We start from the raw sequence: 17390 nt of genomic DNA, 5'->3' as shown, positions 1-17390 counted from the left end.
CCGGCACGGTCCGCCGCCGCGCCACTGGCATGATCAAAAAAACAGAAAGCTAACTGGTACGGCCGCCGGCCGGTTCCGCCTCGGCCGGAGTCGCCGACTCCGGGGCGGCACCGGTCCGCGCCGCCGTCCGGGCGGCCGCCGCCGCGCGCAGTGACTCGATCTCGCGCTCGAAGTCCCCCAGGGAGTCGAACGAGCGGTAGACGCTGGCGAAGCGGAGGTAGGCCACCTCGTCCAGCTCCCGCAGCGGCCCGAGGATGGCCAGCCCGACGTCGTGGCTCGGGATCTCGGCGGCGCCCTTGGCCCGGACGGTCTCCTCCACCCGCTGGGCGAGCAGGGCGATCCTGTCCTCGTCGACCGGGCGGCCCTGGCACGCCTTGCGCACCCCGCCGATGATCTTCGTACGGCTGAACGGCTCGGTCACCCCGCTGCGCTTGACGACCGCGAGGACCGCCTCCTCGACCGTGGTGAACCGCTTACCGCACTCCGGGCACGACCGCCGGCGGCGGATCAGTTGGCCGTCGTCGGCTTCGCGCGAGTCGACGACCCGGGAGTCGGCGTGCCGGCAGTATGGACACCGCATGGCCGACCTCCTTTCACCGCACTGTGGGGTGCCCGCCATCCCCCGGACACCCGAACAGCCGGCGGGAGCCACTGCGAGGTGGCCGCCGCCGTGCTGGTGAGTGGGGAGCTGCGGGTAGCCGAACCCAACCTGTGGGCGACTCACACCGTTGTCACTACTACATCTAGGGGTCGACCGTATGCCGCAGAGCGGCCGTGGTCAAGTTACGGAAGGCCCGCGCGCGTCTCGCGTTATCTTCCCAACACCACCGGTCTGCCGGCGGTTACCGACCCCCGACGGACGGTCAGCCGACCACCCCGTGTCGCCCCCGAATCCCCGGAGAGTCACTCCTCGCGCGGCAGGATCAGCCGCTGCCCCGGATGGATGATGTAGTCGTCCATCCCGTTGAGCCGGCGGATCTCGTCGATCACCCGGAACGGCTGCCGGGCCGGCCGGTGCCGCTGCGCCACCGACCAGAGCGTGTCACCGGGAAGCACCTCGGCGGTGGGCGCCGGACCGGGCGGATCGGCCGCCCGGGAGGAGGGGGCGAGCGCCACCGCCAGCCCGGCCACGAGGACCAGGAAAAAACCGACCAGCACCACCCGACCGCGTCGGGTCAGCCGGAGCCGAGCGTTCGGCGAGGGCCGGGAGATGTCCGGTGCACCCACGCTGACCTCCAAGATCGTACGCCAGTTCGATAGAACAGACGTACGATGGTGTATCAGAACAGGCGTACGGATGTCGAGCGTACGGGCACGACACGCCGACGCCACGTCGTACAGATGTTTGAAACTGTCTGATCTCACCTATACGGTCGTGAACAACCGATCCCGGCCGGCACACGGCCGTGCCGGATCCGGGCCCATGCGCACCACGTGCCATACCGGCACCACCGCCGAGCAGGGAGGACGGACGTGTCGACCGACGACCGGACGAACCGGCAGCAACATCCGCAAGAGGCCGCCGCTGGATCCGGCGCCACCTCGGCCCGTCGCCGCGGCCCGGCCCGCGCCCGCGCCGCCGAGCAGCCGACCCTGCGCGCCGTCACCTCGGTGGTGAGCCACTTCCCCGACCTGGTCAGCGCGGACCTGACCGCCCGGCAGCGGCGGATCCTGGAGTTCATCCGGGACTGGGTCGAGCGCTACGGCTACCCGCCGAGCGTGCGCGAGATCGGTGAGGCGGTCGGCCTGGTCTCCCCGTCCAGCGTCGCCTACCAGCTCAAGGAACTGGAGCGCAAGGGCTTCCTGCGGCGCGACCCGAACCGCCCCCGGGCGGTGGACGTGCGTCCGCCGAGCGACCTGATGGACGACGAGGCGGCCCGCGCCCAACGCCCCACCCCGGCGTACGTGCCGATGCTGGGTCGGATCGCGGCCGGTGGCCCGATCCTGGCCGAGCAGGCCGTGGAGGACGTCTTCCCGCTGCCCCGCGAACTGGTCGGCGAGGGCGAGGTCTTCATGCTCAAGGTCAAGGGCGACTCGATGCTCGACGCGGCGATCTGCGACGGCGACTGGGTGGTGGTGCGCCAGCAGCCGACCGCCGACTCGGGTGAGATCGTCGCCGCCATGCTGGACGGCGAGGCGACGGTGAAGACCTACCGCCGACGGGACGGGCACGTCTGGCTGATGCCGGCGAACTCGGCGTTCGACCCGATCCCCGGCGACAGCGCGTCGATCATGGGCCGGGTGGTGGCCGTACTCCGCCGGATCTAGTCTCCCGCACCGACGACGAACAGCGGCACACGCTCAGCCGTCGCGGCGTCACGGGGCCCCGTCGCCCCGGCCGCGACGGCTTCGACGTCTCCAGACCCGTCCAACGGCCGGTGTCGGCTCAGCGCCGACCCTGCTCCGGATAACCCTGCTCGGGGTAGCCCTGTTCGGGATAACCCTGCTCCGGGTAGCCGTTTGCCGGGTAGCCGTTGCCCGGGTGCCCCTGCGGAGCCGGCCGTCCCGGCCCGTACTGGCCGCCGCCACCCGGCTGGCCGTAGCCGTTCACCGGCGGCTGGCCGTTGCGGCGATCACCGGCCTGTCCGCGTGGGTCGGCCGGCGGGTAGCCACCCCGACCGCCACCGTAGACCGGACCCGGCGCACCGCCACCCGACGGCCGGGGACCGGCACCGCCACCGGGCGGCCGGGAGCCGGCACCGCCGTACACCCCCGGGCCGGGCGCACCGGCCGGGGGTCGGGCCGCGCCGCCGTAGACCCCGCCGCCGCCACCCTGCTGGCCACCGTAGACACCCGCCTGGGGCCGACCGGACGGCTCGTAGTCGGCACCGGTGTGCGGGTAACCATTCGCCCCGGCGGCGCCGGGCGCCCCGGTCCAACCGCCGTCCTGGGCACCCCCACCGTAGGTGGTGCCGCGCGACCGCCCCGGCGGTTCGGCCGGGAGATCACCGGCGCCCTGCCGGCCGACCCGCGGCCCGTCGCCGTCACCGGGTGAGCCGTCCAGTTCCGCCGGCTCGGCCGCCCGCCTGCGCCGGGACCGGACGATGCCGAAGATCCCCAACCCGACCAGCAGTGCACCGAGCACCCCCACGGCCCCGATCAGGTACGTGATGTCCGACAGGGTGAGCTGGGAGGTCCAGGACTTGCCGCTCTCGGTCGCCCCCTTGGCGTTGTCGTTGCCCGCCGCCGCCGGCGCCTCGGCGACCTTCGCCGACGGCACGTAGCTCTGGACCACGACCTCGGCATCGTCGGCGAGACTGCCGACGTCCGAGACGGTGACGAACGACTTGCCGTCCGGGGTGTACGAGATCGACTCGCCGAAGGCGTCGGCCAGCGGCGTCATCCGGGGCTTGCCGGTGGTCAGCGCCTTGACGATGTCGCCGTCGGGTACGTCCCACTCGAACGCGTCGGCGTACGTCCGCAGCGCCACCCGGCTGCCGTCCGGCGAACGGGCCGCACCGGTGATCATCAATCGGCCGGTCACCGTGAGCAGGTTCTCCGTGGTGCTCTTCGGCAGGGTGATCTCGCCGGCCAGCTCCATCGGCACGCCCGTGGCGTTGTCCTTCGGCAGCGGCGCCGGTGCCCGGTAGATCTCGCTCTTCTCGGTGCCGGTCTTGGTGATCACGTACGCCGAACCGTCCTCGCCGAGCAGCAGCGCCTCGGCGTCGTGCGGCTTATTGCCCGGGTAGGCCAGCCGGTGCAGCACCGGCTTGCCCGACCCGTCCACGGGCAGGCTCCAGAGCACCACGTTGGGGCGCCGTTCGGCGGCGTCGGCGTTGTCCCCGATGTCGGCCACCCAGAGGGTCTCGCCGTCGGCGGAGAGCGCCAGGTCCTCCGGATCGCGCGATCCCCGACCGGTGTACGGGACCGTGTCGGTCACCTTGCACTTGCTGTTCAGGAAGAAGATCTGGTCGTGGCTCTGCACGTCGGTGCTGTCGTTGATCACGACGTAGCCGGTCTTCGTCGCGACCATGCCGGAGAGCTCGTTCGTCCGGTTGTCGTCGATGGTGCAGACCTTGGCCGGTGCGGCGAGCGCCGGGGCGGCGGACAGCCCCAGGCACGCACCGACCACACCACCGACTACCACGACCGAGGAGAGGACACGCCGCATCGGCCAAGTGTCGCACGTCGCAGACGCACGGCGGGAAGGCCGTGATCCTTTGACCCGAAGCCGCCGTTCGGGTGGTTCCAAGCTACTCCCCGGCAGCCCGATATGGGGTTAATTCAGCCGCCAACGCCTCATCGACCCGCACGTGCAGCAGAGTCCCCTCGGCGAGGTGTGTGGTGCCGAGTACCTCCCCGCGCCGGTGCACCCGGGCGACCAGGTCACCCCGGGCGTACGGCAGCACCGCCCGCAGCTCGACCGCCGGCCTCGGCAGCCGGGCCTCGATCGTGGCGCGAAGCTCGTCGATCCCCTGCCCGGCCCGGGCGGAGACGAAGACGGCGTCCGGCCACTCCCGCTTGAGCCGCAGCAGCGTCTCCTCGTCGGCGGCGTCGGTCTTGTTCACCACCAGCAGCTCGGGCAACTTGTCCGCGCCCACCTCGGCGAGCACCTCGTGGACCGCCCGTACCTGCTCCTCGGGGTCCGGGTGCGCCCCGTCGACCACGTGGACGACCAAGTCGGCGTCGGCCACCTCCTCCAGCGTCGAGCGGAACGCCTCGACGATCTGGTGCGGCAGGTGCCGGACGAAGCCGACCGTGTCGGAGAGGGTGTAGACCCGCCCGTCGGCGGCTTCGGTCCGGCGGGTGGTCGGGTCCAGGGTGGCGAAGAGCGCGTCCTCGACCAGGACTCCCGCCCCGGTCAGCCGGTTGAGGATGCTGGACTTGCCGGCGTTGGTGTAACCGGCGATGGCGATCGCCGGAACGGCGTTGCGGCTGCGCCGGGCGCGCTTGGTCTGGCGTACGGTGCGCATTGCCTTGATCTCGCGCCGCAGGCGGGAGATGCGGTGGCGGATCCGGCGCCGGTCGGTCTCCAGCTTGGTCTCACCGGGACCACGGGTGCCGACACCGCCGCCGGCGCCGCCGCCACGGCCGCTGCCGCCGGCCTGCCGGGACAGGCTCTCACCCCAACCACGCAGCCGGGGCAGCAGGTATTCGAGCTGGGCCAGCTCGACCTGCGCCTTGCCTTCCTTGCTCTTCGCGTGTTGGGCGAAGATGTCCAGGATCAGCGCGGTCCGGTCGACGACCTTGACCTTGGTCCGCTGTTCCAGGTTGCGCAACTGGGACGGGGAGAGCTCCCCGTCGCAGATCACCGTGTCCGCGCCGGAGGCGAGCACCTCGGCGGCCAGGTCCTCGACCTTGCCGCGGCCGATGTACGTCGCCGGGTCGGGCCGGGTACGCCGCTGGATCAGCCCTTCCAGCACCTCGGAACCGGCGGTCTCGGCGAGCGCGGCCAGCTCGGTGAGCGAGTTCTCCGCGTCGGTCATGGTGCCCTCGGTCCAGACCCCGACCAGGACCACCCGCTCCAACCGGAGTTGCCGGTACTCGACCTCGGTGACGTCGGTGAGCTCGGTGGAGAGCCCGGCCACCCGGCGCAGTGCCGCGCGGTCCTCCCGCTCCATCTCACCGGTGGTGACCTCCTCGCCGAGCAGGGCGTCGAGGTCCTGGTCGGTCAGCGGAGCGAAGCTTTCCTGATTTCGCAAGCGGGTCTCCTGTCCGTTTGATCCCTGACCTCAATCGTGACACGCTCCGCCGACGATCGCACCGCCATAATCCGTCACCCCGGCTGATCGGTCCGTCCGACGTGACGGGTACGTCACCGGCCGAAAAGGGTCGTTTGTGTGCGCAGGAGGGTCGTTTACGACACCCGTGGGGGATGCGCCGGAAGCGGCCCGGAGTCGAACGGGTAAGAATGCGAATGCGGCGGCCGACCGGTCGCACCCGCCAACGACGGAGGGACCCCGTGACCACCACCCGCCTGCCGAGTGCCGGATTCTCGATCACCATCCGGATCGGCGTCACCGCTGACGCCTCGGCCATCGGCCGGCTCACCACCTGTGTCGGCGAAGCCGGCGCGATCGTCACCGCCCTGGACGTGGTCGACTCCGACCCGACCACGGTCATCGTCGACCTCACCTGCGACACCGCCGACGCGAACCACGCCGACCAGGTGGTGAAGTCGCTGACCGCGCTCGACGGCGTGGACGTCCGCAAGGTCTCCGACCGTACGTTCCTGCTGCACCTCGGGGGCAAGATCGAGGTCACCCCGAAGGTCGCGCTGCGCAACCGGGACGAGTTGTCCCGCGCGTACACCCCGGGGGTGGCGCGGGTCTGCCTGGCGATCGCGGAGAACCCGGCCGACGCGCGCCGGCTCACCATCAAGCGCAACACCGTCGCCGTGGTCACCGACGGGTCGGCCGTACTCGGGCTGGGCAACCTCGGGCCGGCCGCGTCGCTGCCGGTGATGGAGGGCAAGGCGGCGCTGTTCAAGCGCTTCGGCGGGGTGGACGCCTGGCCGGTGGTGCTGGACACCCAGGACGTGGACGAGATCGTCTCGATCGTGCGGGCGATCGCACCGGCGTACGGCGGGATCAACCTGGAGGACATCGCCGCCCCGCGTTGCTTCGAGGTCGAGGCCAAGCTGCGTGACCTGCTCGACATCCCGGTCTTCCACGACGACCAGCACGGCACCGCGATCGTGGTACTCGCCGCGCTGACCAACGCGCTGCGGGTGGTGGGCAAGCGGCTCGCCGACGTCAAGGTGGTCGTCTCCGGAGCCGGCGCCGCCGGTACGGCGATCATGAAGCTGCTGCTGCGCCAGGGTGTCGGCGACATCATCGCGTACGACCGGGCGGGTGCCCTGCACCGTGGGTTGGCCGACACCAACCCGGCCTGGAAGTGGCTGGCCGAGAACACCAACAAGGAGAACTACAGCGGCGACCTGCCGGGCGCGATCCGGGGTGCCGACGTCTTCATCGGGGTGAGCGCGCCGAACCTGCTCACCGGCGACGACATCGCCGGCATGGCGAAGGACTCGATCGTCTTCGCGCTGGCCAACCCGGACCCGGAGGTCGACCCCCGGGAGGCCCGCAAGTACGCGGCCGTGGTCGCCACCGGCCGGTCCGACCAGCCGAACCAGATCAACAACGTGCTCGCCTTCCCGGGCGTGTTCCGGGGCATGCTCGACGCGCACGCCGAGGAGTTCACCGAGGAGATGGCGCTCGCGGCGGCTCGGGCGATCGCCGACGTGGTGGGCGAAGACAAGATCAACCCAACGGTGATCGTGCCCAGCGTCTTCGACGCGCGGGTGGCCACCGCCGTCGCCGCCGCCGTACGCGCCGCCGCCCAGCAGCCCACCCCGCCGCCGGCCGCCGACCCCGGCCCCGCCGACCTCCCCGAGATCGCCGCCACCGCCGCCGCCCCCACCGCCCCCCTAGCCACCACCAACTAACCCACCCCACCCCACCCCCCACCCCACCCCCCGTCCCCACCCCACACCTCGTCGATCTAGGGCAAATACAGGTGAGTTGATCTTCAACGGCCACCATTTGCCCTAGATCGACGAGTCGGGTGGGTGGGGGCGGTTAGGGGAGGAGGGTGCCTTCGGCGGTGAGGAGGGCGGGGCCGGTGAGCCAGGCGCTTTCGCCGTCGAGGGTGATGGTGAGGCGGCCACCGGGTACGTCCACCGTGACCGCGCCACTGGTCAGGCCGGCATCGCGCAGGGCCACCGCGGCCACCGCCACCGCGCCGGAACCGCAGGAGAGGGTCTCCGCCGAACCGCGCTCGTAGACCCGCATCAGTACGTGCAGGTCGGTGCCGGCCACCGGCTCGGCCGGGACGACGAACTCGACGTTGACCCCGGCCGGGAAGAAGTCGGGATCGAATCCGGGCGCCCGGGTCAGGTCCAGCGCGGAGAGCTCCACGCCGGCCGGCAGCACGCAGACGAGGTGCGGGTTGCCGCAGTCCACCGCCGTGCCGGTGAGGGTCGACCGGGCGTACCCGTCGAGCCCGCCGGAGTCGCTCGGCCCGACGGAGTCGCTCGGCCCGACGGAGTCGCTCGGCCCGACGGAGTCGGTCGGGTGTTCGACGGTGGCGGTGCTGTCGCCGTACAGCCGGGGGGCGCCGAGGTCGACGGAGATCTCCCGGTCCGCGACCAGCGTGCCGGCGACGGTGGCCGGCCCGGCCACGGCCCGGACGACGCCGGACCGGGTGGCGATCGGCAGCCCGCCGTCGGCGGGTTCGGCGAGACCGGTGTCGAGCAGGTAGCGGGTGAACACCCGGACCCCGTTGCCGCACATCTCGGCCAGTGACCCGTCGGCGTTCCAGTAGTCCATGAACCACTCGGCCTCGCCCGCGTACGCGGTGCCCTCCGGATGCTTCGCCGCCCGGATCACCCGGAGTACGCCGTCCGCCCCGATCCCCCGCCGCCGGTCGCAGAGCGCGGCGACCAGGGCCGGAGTGAGCGCGAGCTCGCCGTCCGGATCGGCGAGGATGACGAAGTCGTTGCCGGTGCCATGACCCTTGGTGAACTTCACCAGCCCATCATTCCCGATCATCGGCGCAATCATCCCCGAGCCCGCTCCCGAGCGGTCTCGACCACCTTCAGCCCCGCCTCGACCAGGTCCGACCGGGCCGCGTCGAGCCAGCCAATCCGGGGGTCGCGGCGGAACCACTTGCGTTGGCGGCGGACGAACCGGCGGGTCGCCTGGACCGTCTCGGCGCGTGCCTGCTCCTCGGTCAGCTCTCCGTCGAGTTGGCGCAGCGCCTGCTGGTAGCCGAGCGCCCGGCCGGCGGTCCGGCCGTCGCGCAGGCCCCGCCCGGCAAGTTCGCGTACCTCGTCGACGAGGCCGGCCGCCCACATCAGGTCGACCCGGGTGGCGATCCGCTCGTCTAGGAGCGCGGTGTCCCGGTCGACGCCGAGTTGCACCGATTCGTACCAGGGTTTCGGTTCCGGGAGGGCGGCGGTGAACGGGCCGCCGGTCAGCTCGATCACCTCCAGGGCGCGGACGATCCGCCGACCGTTGCCGGGCAGGATGCTGGCCGCCGCGTCCGGGTCGACCGCCCGCAGCCGGGCGTGCAGCGGGGCCGGGCCGGTGTCGGCCAGTTCCGCTTCCAGCCGGGCCCGCAGGGCCGGGTCGGTGCCGGGGAACTCGAACTCCTCCAGGACCGCGCGGACGTACAGGCCGGAGCCGCCGACCAGCAGCGGCACCCGGCCCCGGGCGAGGATGTCGTCGACCGCGGCGCGGGCCAGCCGCTGGTACTCGGCCACGCTGGCCGGCTCGGTGACGTCCCAGATGTCCAGCAGGTGGTGCGGCACTCCGGCCCGCTCGGCCGGGGTGAGTTTGGCGGTGCCGATGTCCATGCCCCGGTAGAGCTGCATCGAGTCGGCGTTGACCACCTCACCGCCGAGCGCCTCGGCGAGCGCGATGCTGAGCGCCGACTTGCCGGCGGCGGTCGGGCCGACGACGGCGACGACGAGGCTCATGAGCGCTCCTCCCGCTGCCAGCCGGCCACGAAGTAGCCGACACCGTACGGTGCCGCGTGGTAGCCGATCGCACCGGTCCAGCCGGGTCCGGCCGCGCCGGCGAGCACCTGCCACGGCGCCCGCCCGGCCACCCGCAACTCGGTGGAGAGCATCGGGTCCAGGTCGAGCAGGGCGTCGGTGTCCGCCCCGGCGAGGGCCGAGGCAACCCCCTCGTCGTACGCGACGGCGCGCGGGTCGTCGTAGCCGGGTGACTTCTCCCCCCGGCAGGCCGACCCGTCCCCGAGTACGAGCAGCGCGACCCTGGGCCGGCGGTCGGCCAGCCCGGCACCGAGCGCGGCGCACTCCCCGGCGGTCGCGGCGGTGTCGACGCAGTCCAGGCTGAGTTCGGCCGCCCCGAGGTCGTGCCGGCTGAGCAGCCAGCCACCGACCAGCAGGCTCAGTGGCCCGGTCCGCCGCTCGGACCGGTCCCCGGTCCCCGCCGACCGCTCGCCGAGGACGAATCCGGTCTCCACTCCCCAGGGCGCGAAACTCCCCGCGTACGGGCCGGGCAGGGTTTCGGTACGGTCGCCGCCGCCGAGTACCACCAGCAGATCGGGGGCGACGGAAAGTAGTTGTGCGATCGCCGCGTCGGCGGCGTACCGTAGGTCGTCGAGTTCGACGGCGGCCGAACCCGCGATCTCGGGCACGATCATCGGCGGGTGCGGGCAGACGGCGGCGGCGATCAGAGACACGCCACCACCGTAGCTGGGTTCGGACCTTACACCCGCTTGCATACCGATCGGCCATGGTCAAGGACACCGTATGGTCACGGTCGACCACAGGCGCTCGACGCGGACCCGGTGGGACCTGTGACAATGCCGGGGAGAAACTTCGCTGCAATATGACTGCGCCGTGGCGGCGACCCCGGGGGACCTCTTTCTTCGGTGGCGCCGGGAGAACGAGGATGGGCACATGAGCGACTGGACGGCCTTCGGACGGGTGGACGCGGACGGCACGGTCTACGTCAAGACGGCCGAGGGCGAGCGGGTGGTCGGTTCCTGGCAGGCCGGGGCACCGGAGGAGGGGTTGGCGCACTTCGCCCGCCGCTTCGCCGACCTGGTCACCGAGGTGGACCTGATCGAGGCGCGGCTCAACTCCGGCGCCGCTGACGCGGCGCACTCACTGGCGAGCGTGCGGCGGCTGCGCGGGTCGTTGGCCGAGGCGCACGTGGTGGGTGACATCGACGCGCTCGCCGCCCGGCTGGACAAGTTGGCCGGTGTCGCCGACGAGAAGGCGGGTGAGGCACGGGCGGCTCGCGAGTCGGCCCGGACCGAGGCACTGGCTCGCAAGACCGCGCTGGTCGAGGAGGCCGAGAAGCTGGCCGCCGAGTCGACCGGCTGGAAGACCGCCGGTGACCGGCTCAAGGAGATCCTGGACGAGTGGAAGAGCATTCGCGGGGTCGACAAGAAGACCGACGGTGAGCTGTGGAAGCGGTTCGCCGCCGCGCGGGACGGGTTCACCCGTCGCCGCGGGGCGCACTTCGCCACCCTGGACGCCCAGCGCAAGCAGGCCCAGGGCGCGAAGGAGGAGTTGGTCGCCGAGGCCGAGACGCTGGCCGAGTCGACGGACTGGGCGGTCACCGCGAACCGGCTCAAGGACCTGATGACGCAGTGGAAGGCGGCCCCCCGCGCGTCGAAGGAGGCCGAGCAGAAGCTCTGGGACCGGTTCCGGGCCGCCCAGGACGCGTTCTTCTCCCGCCGCAGTGAGGTCTTCTCGGCGCGGGACAACGAGCAGCGCGGCAACCTGGAGCGCAAGCAGGCGTTGCTGGCCGAGGCCGAGGCGTTGGACGTGGACGGCGACCCCCGGGCCGCGCAGGCCAAGCTGCGGGAGATCCAGGGGGCGTGGCACGACGCCGGGCGGGTGCCGCGCGAGGCGGCCGCCGGGCTGGACCGCCGGCTGCGGGTTGTCGACGAGAAGGTACGGCAGGCGATGGACTCGGCCTGGCGGCGTACGGAGCCGTCGGCCAATCCGTTGCTGGTGCAGATGCGCGAGCAGGTGGCCGAGGCCGAGCAGCGGCTGGCTCGGGCCCAGGCGGCCGGGGACGCCAAGCGGATCCGCGAGGCCGAGTCGGCGCTCGCCGCCAAGCGGCAGTTCCTCCAGTTGGCGGAGCAGGCGAGCTGACCGGACCGATTCGCCGGTTGGCGAAGCAGGCGAACTGATCGGGCCCCTCCCGCCGTAGTCCGGTGGGGTGGGGCCCTTTCGTCTGTTCGGTCCGGGGTGAGGCTTTACATCGATTCACATCCATGGTTGCCTCAGGAAAGCGCTTGCCCCGGGCAAGCGAACGCGGGAGCCAGACACTTCGACCACGGTTCGATCCGTACGGCAAAAAAAGCCGGACGATGTCGACCCGGCGGGATCACCGGCGCCGACCAGGGCACGGCCACCGGAGGTGAACCGCCGCCCGGCGCCGCCTCCCCGCCGGTGACCAAGGTGTGCGAGGGGTCCCGCCCTGCGGCTCAGCGGTCGCAGGCGCTGGCGGCCGGGGCGAGCGGCGGTGCGCCGAGCGTCGGCAGGCCCAGCGACACCGCCGACGTACGCGGAACCCGGCCCGCCTCGTACGCGTCACCGGCCCGCGTCCGGCGGTGAGCCAGTGGCGCGGAGTCGGCGTTGAGGTGGTGCGGCGCCGCGTAGGTCACCACCGTGTGCACGATGTCGCCGGGGCGGACCGACGCGCCGTCCGGGCCGGCGTCGAAGTGCACCAGCCGGCCGTCACGGGCCCGCCCGGACATCCGCCCGGTACGTTCGTCCTTGCGCCCCTCACCGACCGCGACCAGCAGCTCGACGGTTTCGCCGACCAGCTTCGTGTTCTCCGCCCAGGTGATCTCCTCGACGCATGCGATCAGCCGCTCGTAGCGCTCCTGCACGACCTGCTTCGGCAGCTGGCCGTCCATGGTCGCGGCCGGGGTGCCGGGGCGCTTCGAGTACTGGAACGTGAAGGCGGAGGAGAACCGGGCCTCGCGCACCACGTCGAGGGTCCGCTGGAAGTCGGCCTCGGTCTCGCCGGGGAAACCGACGATGATGTCGGTGGTGATCGCCGCGTCCGGCATGGCCGCCCGGACCTTCTCGATGATCCCCAGGTAGCGGTCCGACCGGTACGAGCGCCGCATCGCCTTGAGCACGTCGTCGGAGCCCGACTGCAACGGCATGTGCAGCGAGTGGCAGACGTTGGGCGTCTCCGCCATCGCCGCGATCACGTCGTCGGTGAAGTCCTTCGGGTGCGGGCTGGTGAACCGGACCCGCTCCAGCCCGTCGATCTCCCCGGTGGCGCGCAACAGCTTGCCGAACGCGAGCCGGTCACCGAACTCGACCCCGTACGAGTTGACGTTCTGCCCGAGCAGCGTCACCTCCAGTACGCCCTCGGCGACCAGGGCGCGCACCTCGGCGAGCACGTCGCCGGGGCGCCGGTCCTTCTCCTTGCCCCGCAGCGACGGCACGATGCAGAAGGTGCAGGTGTTGTTGCAGCCGACCGAGATCGACACCCAGCCGGCGTAGGTCGACTCGCGCCGGGCCGGCAGCGTGGACGGGAAGACGTCCAGCGACTCCAGGATCTCCACCTCGGCACTGGAGTTGTGCCGGGCCCGCTCCAGCAGCACCGGCAGCGAGCCGATGTTGTGGGTGCCGAAGACGACGTCGACCCAGGGCGCCTTGCGGACGATCTCGCTGCGGTCCTTCTGCGCCAGGCAGCCGCCGACCGCGATCTGCATGCCGGGGCGTTTGTCCTTCACCGGGCGAAGGTGGCCGAGGTTGCCGTAGAGCCGGTTGTCGGCGTTCTCGCGTACGGCACAGGTGTTGAAGACCACCACGTCCGGCTCGTCGACCTCGGCGGCACGTACGTAACCGGCCTGCTCCAGCAGGCCGGAGATCCGCTCCGAGTCGTGCACGTTCATCTGGCAGCCGTAGGTCACGACCTGGTAGCTCTTCGACACAGTCGGATGCCCCTCTCCCACGGCCACCAAGCGTAGCCGTCCGTCTCGTCCCGACCGGGACGGGTGGGGCCGGGCCGGAACCCCGGTACGCCGCTGACCCGCCGGTGGCGGGTGACGCGGCACCGCCGGATGCCCGCGTCGGTGGCAGAGTGAACGGGGCAGCGCGCTCGGCCGACCGACCGGCGCCACCATCCGGGTCCGGCTCGACCGGGCTCCGGGCAACCGGAGAACCAGGAGGAAGCATGTGCCGCAGCATCAAGACCCTGCGTGAGCCGTACGCCGAGGAGGTCACGGTGGCCGACATCGAGGCGGCGGCGTTGCAGTACGTCCGGAAGATCTCCGGGTTCCGCAGCCCGGCGGCGCACAACGCGGCAGCGTTCCAGGCCGCGGTCGACGCGGTGGCCGAGGCCACCCGGACCCTGCTCGACCAGCTCGTGGTCCGGGGCAGCGGTACGGCGCAGGCCGGTGCCGGTGACGCCCGGACCGCGACGACGAGCGCCGGCTGACCGGCCGCCGCCTCCCCACCCCGGACCGGACCCGCCCGTGACGCCCCTCGGGCCACGAGCGGTCCGGTCACCCCCGGTCCCCCGGACGCGCGGCGGGCCGGTCAGCCCATCCGACGCTCGGCGGGCCGAGACGGTCAGGCCGACGGTCGGCGAGCCGGGGCGGTCAGGCCGCGGCGAGTGCCGGGATGACCGAGTCCGGCCCCCACTCGGACTGGTGGCACTGCGACCAGGCCCGGCACCGTGGACTGTGCGCGCTGCACAGCCGCAGGTCGCTGAGGATGTCGCCGTCGTCGTCCTCGGTGACGTCGAGGTGCACCGGACGGATCGTGCCGTCCGATCCGACCAGCAGGTGCCGTCCGGGGTCGAGGGTGTCGTCCGCCAGCAGGCACGGTCGGCCCAACCGCCGGGCGAAGGCCGCGATCACCGTCACCTCGGGCAGCCCGTCCGGGATGCCGTAGAAGTCCACCGAGGTCGGGAACTCCCCGGGCCTGTGCCACACGTCGCAGACCACCGCGTCGTGCGGTAGGCGGGCCGGGTCGGCCGTGCTCAACGGCACCACCGCCAGCCCGAGTACGTCGCCGAGCGCGGAGCAGACCTCCGCGACGGTCGAACGGTCGTCGATCTTCCAGTTCCACAGCTCGGTCACGCCGCCTCCTCGCTGTGCGCAGCCACGGCCGCAGCAACGGCCCCTACTGACGATGGTGACCGGCAGCCGACGCCGCGCGGGGCTAAGTTACCGGTCTGTGACCATATCTGCCGAAATCCGCCTATCCCATTACCTACCGTAATCGAGTGGTGACACTCTACCGCTCCCGATTTTCGGCCGCACTCACTTAGCGTATTCCACCGGCAGCAGTAGGTTTACCGACACTCGGCGGAGTCGTACCGGTGTCGGCCGGGGAGGCGGACGGAGCCGTGGAGACGGGCTCTCGACGGATCGAGGCCGATGGCCGCGTTTCAGCCGTACCCCATCGATCGTTCTGAGCCTGCACCGTCCGAAGTGGCGGCCTGCTGGGGTTGGGCCCGGTGTCCTCCCTATCTGGGAGGCACCGGGGGCACGCGTAGTTGATCCGTCGTTCCCCGCGCGAATGCGTCAGCTCCGCGCCGACCGGAGCCTGTCGTTACGTGACCTGGCCAAGTTGACCTTTCACTCCAAGTCCTACGTCCATGAGTTGGAGACGAGGCTACGCAGTGGGCCCAGCAGCGCCGACTGATCGCCGGAGCCACTCCAGGTACTCCGTAGAACCCGCGACGATCGGTGTGGCGATGATTTGGGGATTGCCCCAGGGGTGGTGCTCCAGCAGGTGCGCTTCCAGGGCGTCGTACCGGTCGGCCATGGTGTAGAGCACCAGCCGCCATTCTTCGCCGGTGCCCTGCTTGCCGAGGTGCCAGAACACGCTGACGACCGGGCCGATGACCTGGGCGCCGCCGGCCAGGCGGGCGGCTACGGCGGACTGCGCGAGGTCGACGGCTACGGCACTCGTCTCGGTTGCCGTGACCACCTGGAGGTAGTCGCTCACTGCCGGAGCCTATGCGGTCCGCGGACGAATTCGGCGAGGTGGCGAAGGCGAAGTAGCCCAGCCTCCTGTTCTCCAGAACAGAAGGCTGGGCGAGCCGGCCCGGACCGCGATGGTCCGGGTTGGCGGCGTCTCGGTCCCGCTCCCTCGATCGTTCTGACGGTGTACCGTCCGAATTGGCGGCCCGCCGGGGTAGGGCCTGGCGTGCCGCCGCCCCCAGCCCTACCTGGGAAGGTTCACCCCTATGCCTCGTCGGCCCGTGCCGTCCGACCCGTCCATCGGGGAACGCATCCGCCACCGTCGTGAACTTCACGGATGGAGCGTCCGCCACGCGGCCAGCCGGGCTGGCATCTCACACACGTCGTGGTCGCGCATCGAGCGTGGGCAGCAGCGTACCGATCGATACATGATCGTTGACCTGGCTGCCGCTCTCGAATGCTCCGTGGTCGAGCTGACCGGCCAGCCGTACACGTCGGCGGACCGACAACTGGAGTCCGCCCGCATCGACGCCGAGCGGGTCTGGCGGACGATGATGAGCCACCCGCTCACCGAGCCGGTCACGCGGTCCCCGGTGCCCGCCGGTGCGCTGCTGCGGGAATCCGCGCTCGTGCGGGATCTCTACGGCCGGTGCGACTACGCCGGGGCGTTGCACCGCCTCGTGACCCTGATCCCCGCGTTGCATGATCTGAAGGAGCAGCGGGAGACACTGAAGGCGATGGTCCCGGTGTACGGGGTAGCGATGGGCTGTCTGCTGAACGTCGGCTACCCGGCGCAGGCGTGGCTTGCCGTAGACCACTGCGAGGAAGCCGCGCGACGGCTTGAGGACCCGGTGGCGCTGGCGGTGGCCGCCGCGAACAGGGCTCGGGTTCTGTCGTACTCGGGAGCGTACGGCCCGGCTCGTTCCACCGCCGAGAGGGCGACCGAGGACCTGGAGCACCATCTCAACGCGCCGGCCGCCCTGGACCTGCTCGGCTTCCTGCACCTGGCGCGGGCACACCACTCGGCGGGCGTCCGCGACGCCGCCGCAGCGGAAAGCCACCTGGCCGAGGCGTCCCGGATCGCGCAGCGGACCGGGGAGACGACGAGCTGGGACATGACGTGGGGCCCCCGCAACGTGGCGTTGTGGCAGATGGCCAACCAGCTCGACACGGGACGGTCGGGCGAGGCGATGGAGACCGCAGCCCGGGTGCGAGTCGACGGGCTTCCCGCGCAGCGTCAGGTGTACTTCTACATGGACATGGCCCGGGGCCACACCGACCTGGGCCGTGACCGGGACGCGGTGCGGTGGCTCCTGACCGCCGAGCGGGTTGGTCCTCAGCATGCCCGATCGTCCTCATCGACCCGGGAGACCGCGAGAGCGCTGCTACGCCGGGGCGCGGGGGGATCCGAGCTACGGGGGCTGTGTGAGCGGATGGGCGTCGCCGTCTGAGGTAGTGGTGCGTAAGCGTTCCACTCGCACCGGTTGCGATCAGTAGCGTCCTGATCACGGACGTGGCGACTCTTGCCTGATCAGTGGCGATGCGGGCTGCCAGTGCGTCCACCAGCGGGGCACCGGACCCAATTTTCCCGTGTCGGGTCCCGTGCTCCACCTGACTTGGAGGTGAGCAGTGGCGATCAACAGCACTCGGCGGAAGTGGTTCGCCGACGGACCCGACCCCGGTTCGATCGAGCCGGCGGCTTCCCGGCCGGCACCCGACTCGGAACCGGAGGCCGTCCAACCCGAGCGGATCCTCGTGACCCTGATCGTGGGCGCGGTGGCGATCGGCGGCCCGCGCCGGACCGGTACCCGTGTCCGCCCGGCGCGCGGCAACCGTGGGCGGTGGCTGTGAGCAGCGAGGCGGAACAGATGATCCGGGACGCGCTGCGGATCGCCGCCCAGCACCGTGAGAGCACGTGCGAGCGGTGCACCGAGGACGGCTGCCCGGCCCTCGACAAGGCGCGGGCCCTGGTGGAACTGCCGGGCGAGTGGTGACGGCCA

17 protein-coding genes are annotated in these 17390 nt (G+C 71.7%); 7 read left to right on the top strand and 10 right to left on the bottom strand.

Going from position 1 to position 17390, the window contains the following annotated elements; all coding sequences use genetic code 11:
- Positions 1-49 precede the first annotated feature (49 nt).
- Together nrdR and ACZ6QQ_RS06545 are read right to left on the bottom strand one after the other, a co-directional pair.
- Positions 50-580, bottom strand: coding sequence for a transcriptional regulator NrdR (nrdR, locus tag ACZ6QQ_RS06550; RefSeq protein WP_465874826.1), 531 nt, complete (start codon positions 578-580; stop codon positions 50-52).
- A 323-nt stretch (positions 581-903) separates the two neighbouring features.
- Complete coding sequence (locus tag ACZ6QQ_RS06545) at positions 904-1227, bottom strand: LysM peptidoglycan-binding domain-containing protein (protein ID WP_465874825.1); 324 nt, start codon at positions 1225-1227, stop codon at positions 904-906.
- A gap of 246 nt (positions 1228-1473) precedes the next feature.
- Here ACZ6QQ_RS06545 and lexA point away from each other — a divergent pair, with 246 nt between their 5' ends.
- Positions 1474-2268: a transcriptional repressor LexA gene (gene lexA, locus ACZ6QQ_RS06540; RefSeq protein WP_465874824.1), complete on the top strand. Its 795-nt coding sequence runs from the start codon at positions 1474-1476 to the stop codon at positions 2266-2268.
- A 118-nt stretch (positions 2269-2386) separates the two neighbouring features.
- On the opposite strand, the gene ACZ6QQ_RS06535 is transcribed toward lexA, so the two are convergent.
- Positions 2387-4111 (bottom strand): hypothetical protein, encoded by a 1725-nt coding sequence (locus ACZ6QQ_RS06535; protein WP_465874823.1) that lies wholly within the window; start codon positions 4109-4111, stop codon positions 2387-2389.
- A gap of 82 nt (positions 4112-4193) precedes the next feature.
- Positions 4194-5642, bottom strand: a complete 1449-nt coding sequence (hflX, locus tag ACZ6QQ_RS06530) for a GTPase HflX (RefSeq protein ID WP_465874822.1) — start codon at positions 5640-5642, stop codon at positions 4194-4196.
- Positions 5643-5857: 215 nt separating this feature from the next.
- Here hflX and ACZ6QQ_RS06525 point away from each other — a divergent pair, with 215 nt between their 5' ends.
- Positions 5858-7390, top strand: a complete 1533-nt coding sequence (locus tag ACZ6QQ_RS06525; RefSeq protein ID WP_465874821.1) for an NAD-dependent malic enzyme — start codon at positions 5858-5860, stop codon at positions 7388-7390.
- 133 nt (positions 7391-7523) lie between these two features.
- Here the strand turns inward: ACZ6QQ_RS06525 and dapF are convergent, their stop codons facing one another.
- Genes dapF through ACZ6QQ_RS06510 form a run of 3 tightly spaced genes read right to left on the bottom strand, consistent with a single transcriptional unit; the run spans position 7524 to position 10116 of the window.
- Positions 7524-8474: a diaminopimelate epimerase gene (gene dapF, locus ACZ6QQ_RS06520; protein WP_465875033.1), complete on the bottom strand. Its 951-nt coding sequence runs from the start codon at positions 8472-8474 to the stop codon at positions 7524-7526.
- Between the two features lie 29 nt (positions 8475-8503).
- Complete coding sequence (gene miaA, locus ACZ6QQ_RS06515; protein WP_465874820.1) at positions 8504-9424, bottom strand: tRNA (adenosine(37)-N6)-dimethylallyltransferase MiaA; 921 nt, start codon at positions 9422-9424, stop codon at positions 8504-8506.
- Complete coding sequence (locus tag ACZ6QQ_RS06510) at positions 9421-10116, bottom strand: class III extradiol ring-cleavage dioxygenase family protein (RefSeq protein WP_465875032.1); 696 nt, start codon at positions 10114-10116, stop codon at positions 9421-9423. The genes miaA and ACZ6QQ_RS06510 overlap by 4 nt, the downstream gene beginning before the upstream one ends.
- A gap of 259 nt (positions 10117-10375) precedes the next feature.
- Here ACZ6QQ_RS06510 and ACZ6QQ_RS06505 point away from each other — a divergent pair, with 259 nt between their 5' ends.
- Positions 10376-11584 carry a DUF349 domain-containing protein gene (locus tag ACZ6QQ_RS06505; protein WP_465874819.1) on the top strand — a complete coding sequence of 403 codons (1209 nt, stop codon included), beginning with the start codon at positions 10376-10378 and terminating at the stop codon, positions 11582-11584.
- Positions 11585-11919: 335 nt separating this feature from the next.
- Here ACZ6QQ_RS06505 and miaB read toward each other — a convergent pair whose 3' ends face one another.
- Positions 11920-13350: a tRNA (N6-isopentenyl adenosine(37)-C2)-methylthiotransferase MiaB gene (miaB, locus tag ACZ6QQ_RS06500; RefSeq protein ID WP_465875031.1), complete on the bottom strand. Its 1431-nt coding sequence runs from the start codon at positions 13348-13350 to the stop codon at positions 11920-11922.
- Between the two features lie 281 nt (positions 13351-13631).
- Between miaB and ACZ6QQ_RS06495 the strand changes: the two genes are divergently transcribed.
- Complete coding sequence (locus tag ACZ6QQ_RS06495) at positions 13632-13895, top strand: DUF2277 family protein (protein WP_465874818.1); 264 nt, start codon at positions 13632-13634, stop codon at positions 13893-13895.
- A gap of 163 nt (positions 13896-14058) precedes the next feature.
- Here ACZ6QQ_RS06495 and ACZ6QQ_RS06490 read toward each other — a convergent pair whose 3' ends face one another.
- The gene (locus ACZ6QQ_RS06490; protein ID WP_465874817.1) at positions 14059-14541 is read right to left on the bottom strand and encodes a hypothetical protein; all 483 of its coding nucleotides are present in this window, start codon (positions 14539-14541) and stop codon (positions 14059-14061) included.
- Positions 14542-15079: 538 nt separating this feature from the next.
- Positions 15080-15415 carry a divalent-cation tolerance protein CutA gene (gene cutA / locus ACZ6QQ_RS06485; RefSeq protein WP_465874816.1) on the bottom strand — a complete coding sequence of 112 codons (336 nt, stop codon included), beginning with the start codon at positions 15413-15415 and terminating at the stop codon, positions 15080-15082.
- A gap of 274 nt (positions 15416-15689) precedes the next feature.
- Between cutA and ACZ6QQ_RS06480 the strand changes: the two genes are divergently transcribed.
- From ACZ6QQ_RS06480 to ACZ6QQ_RS06470, 3 genes are all read left to right on the top strand, one after another.
- Positions 15690-16841, top strand: coding sequence for a helix-turn-helix domain-containing protein (locus ACZ6QQ_RS06480; RefSeq protein WP_465875030.1), 1152 nt, complete (start codon positions 15690-15692; stop codon positions 16839-16841).
- A 178-nt stretch (positions 16842-17019) separates the two neighbouring features.
- Positions 17020-17241, top strand: a complete 222-nt coding sequence (locus ACZ6QQ_RS06475; RefSeq protein WP_465874815.1) for a hypothetical protein — start codon at positions 17020-17022, stop codon at positions 17239-17241.
- Complete coding sequence (locus tag ACZ6QQ_RS06470) at positions 17238-17384, top strand: hypothetical protein (RefSeq protein WP_465874814.1); 147 nt, start codon at positions 17238-17240, stop codon at positions 17382-17384. The genes ACZ6QQ_RS06475 and ACZ6QQ_RS06470 overlap by 4 nt, the downstream gene beginning before the upstream one ends.
- Positions 17385-17390 lie beyond the last annotated feature (6 nt).

It is taken from the genome of Micromonospora sp. NPDC049529 (assembly GCF_055586685.1).
Note: the sequence above shows the minus strand (reverse complement) of the source record. Positions and strands in the feature narration are given on the sequence as shown.

What these genes read in the sequence shown, in the direction of transcription:
- miaA (WP_465874820.1), bottom strand. Translation starts at nt 9,424, where the DNA reads ATGAGCCTCGTCGTCGCCGTCGTCGGCCCGACCGCCGCCGGCAAGTCG.
- ACZ6QQ_RS06510 (WP_465875032.1), bottom strand. Translation starts at nt 10,116, where the DNA reads ATGATCGTGCCCGAGATCGCGGGTTCGGCCGCCGTCGAACTCGACGAC.
- ACZ6QQ_RS06505 (WP_465874819.1), top strand. Translation starts at nt 10,376, where the DNA reads ATGAGCGACTGGACGGCCTTCGGACGGGTGGACGCGGACGGCACGGTC.
- ACZ6QQ_RS06495 (WP_465874818.1), top strand. Translation starts at nt 13,632, where the DNA reads ATGTGCCGCAGCATCAAGACCCTGCGTGAGCCGTACGCCGAGGAGGTC.
- ACZ6QQ_RS06535 (WP_465874823.1), bottom strand. Translation starts at nt 4,111, where the DNA reads ATGCGGCGTGTCCTCTCCTCGGTCGTGGTAGTCGGTGGTGTGGTCGGT.
- ACZ6QQ_RS06525 (WP_465874821.1), top strand. Translation starts at nt 5,858, where the DNA reads ATGCGGCGGCCGACCGGTCGCACCCGCCAACGACGGAGGGACCCCGTG.
- nrdR (WP_465874826.1), bottom strand. Translation starts at nt 580, where the DNA reads ATGCGGTGTCCATACTGCCGGCACGCCGACTCCCGGGTCGTCGACTCG.
- miaB (WP_465875031.1), bottom strand. Translation starts at nt 13,350, where the DNA reads ATGAACGTGCACGACTCGGAGCGGATCTCCGGCCTGCTGGAGCAGGCC.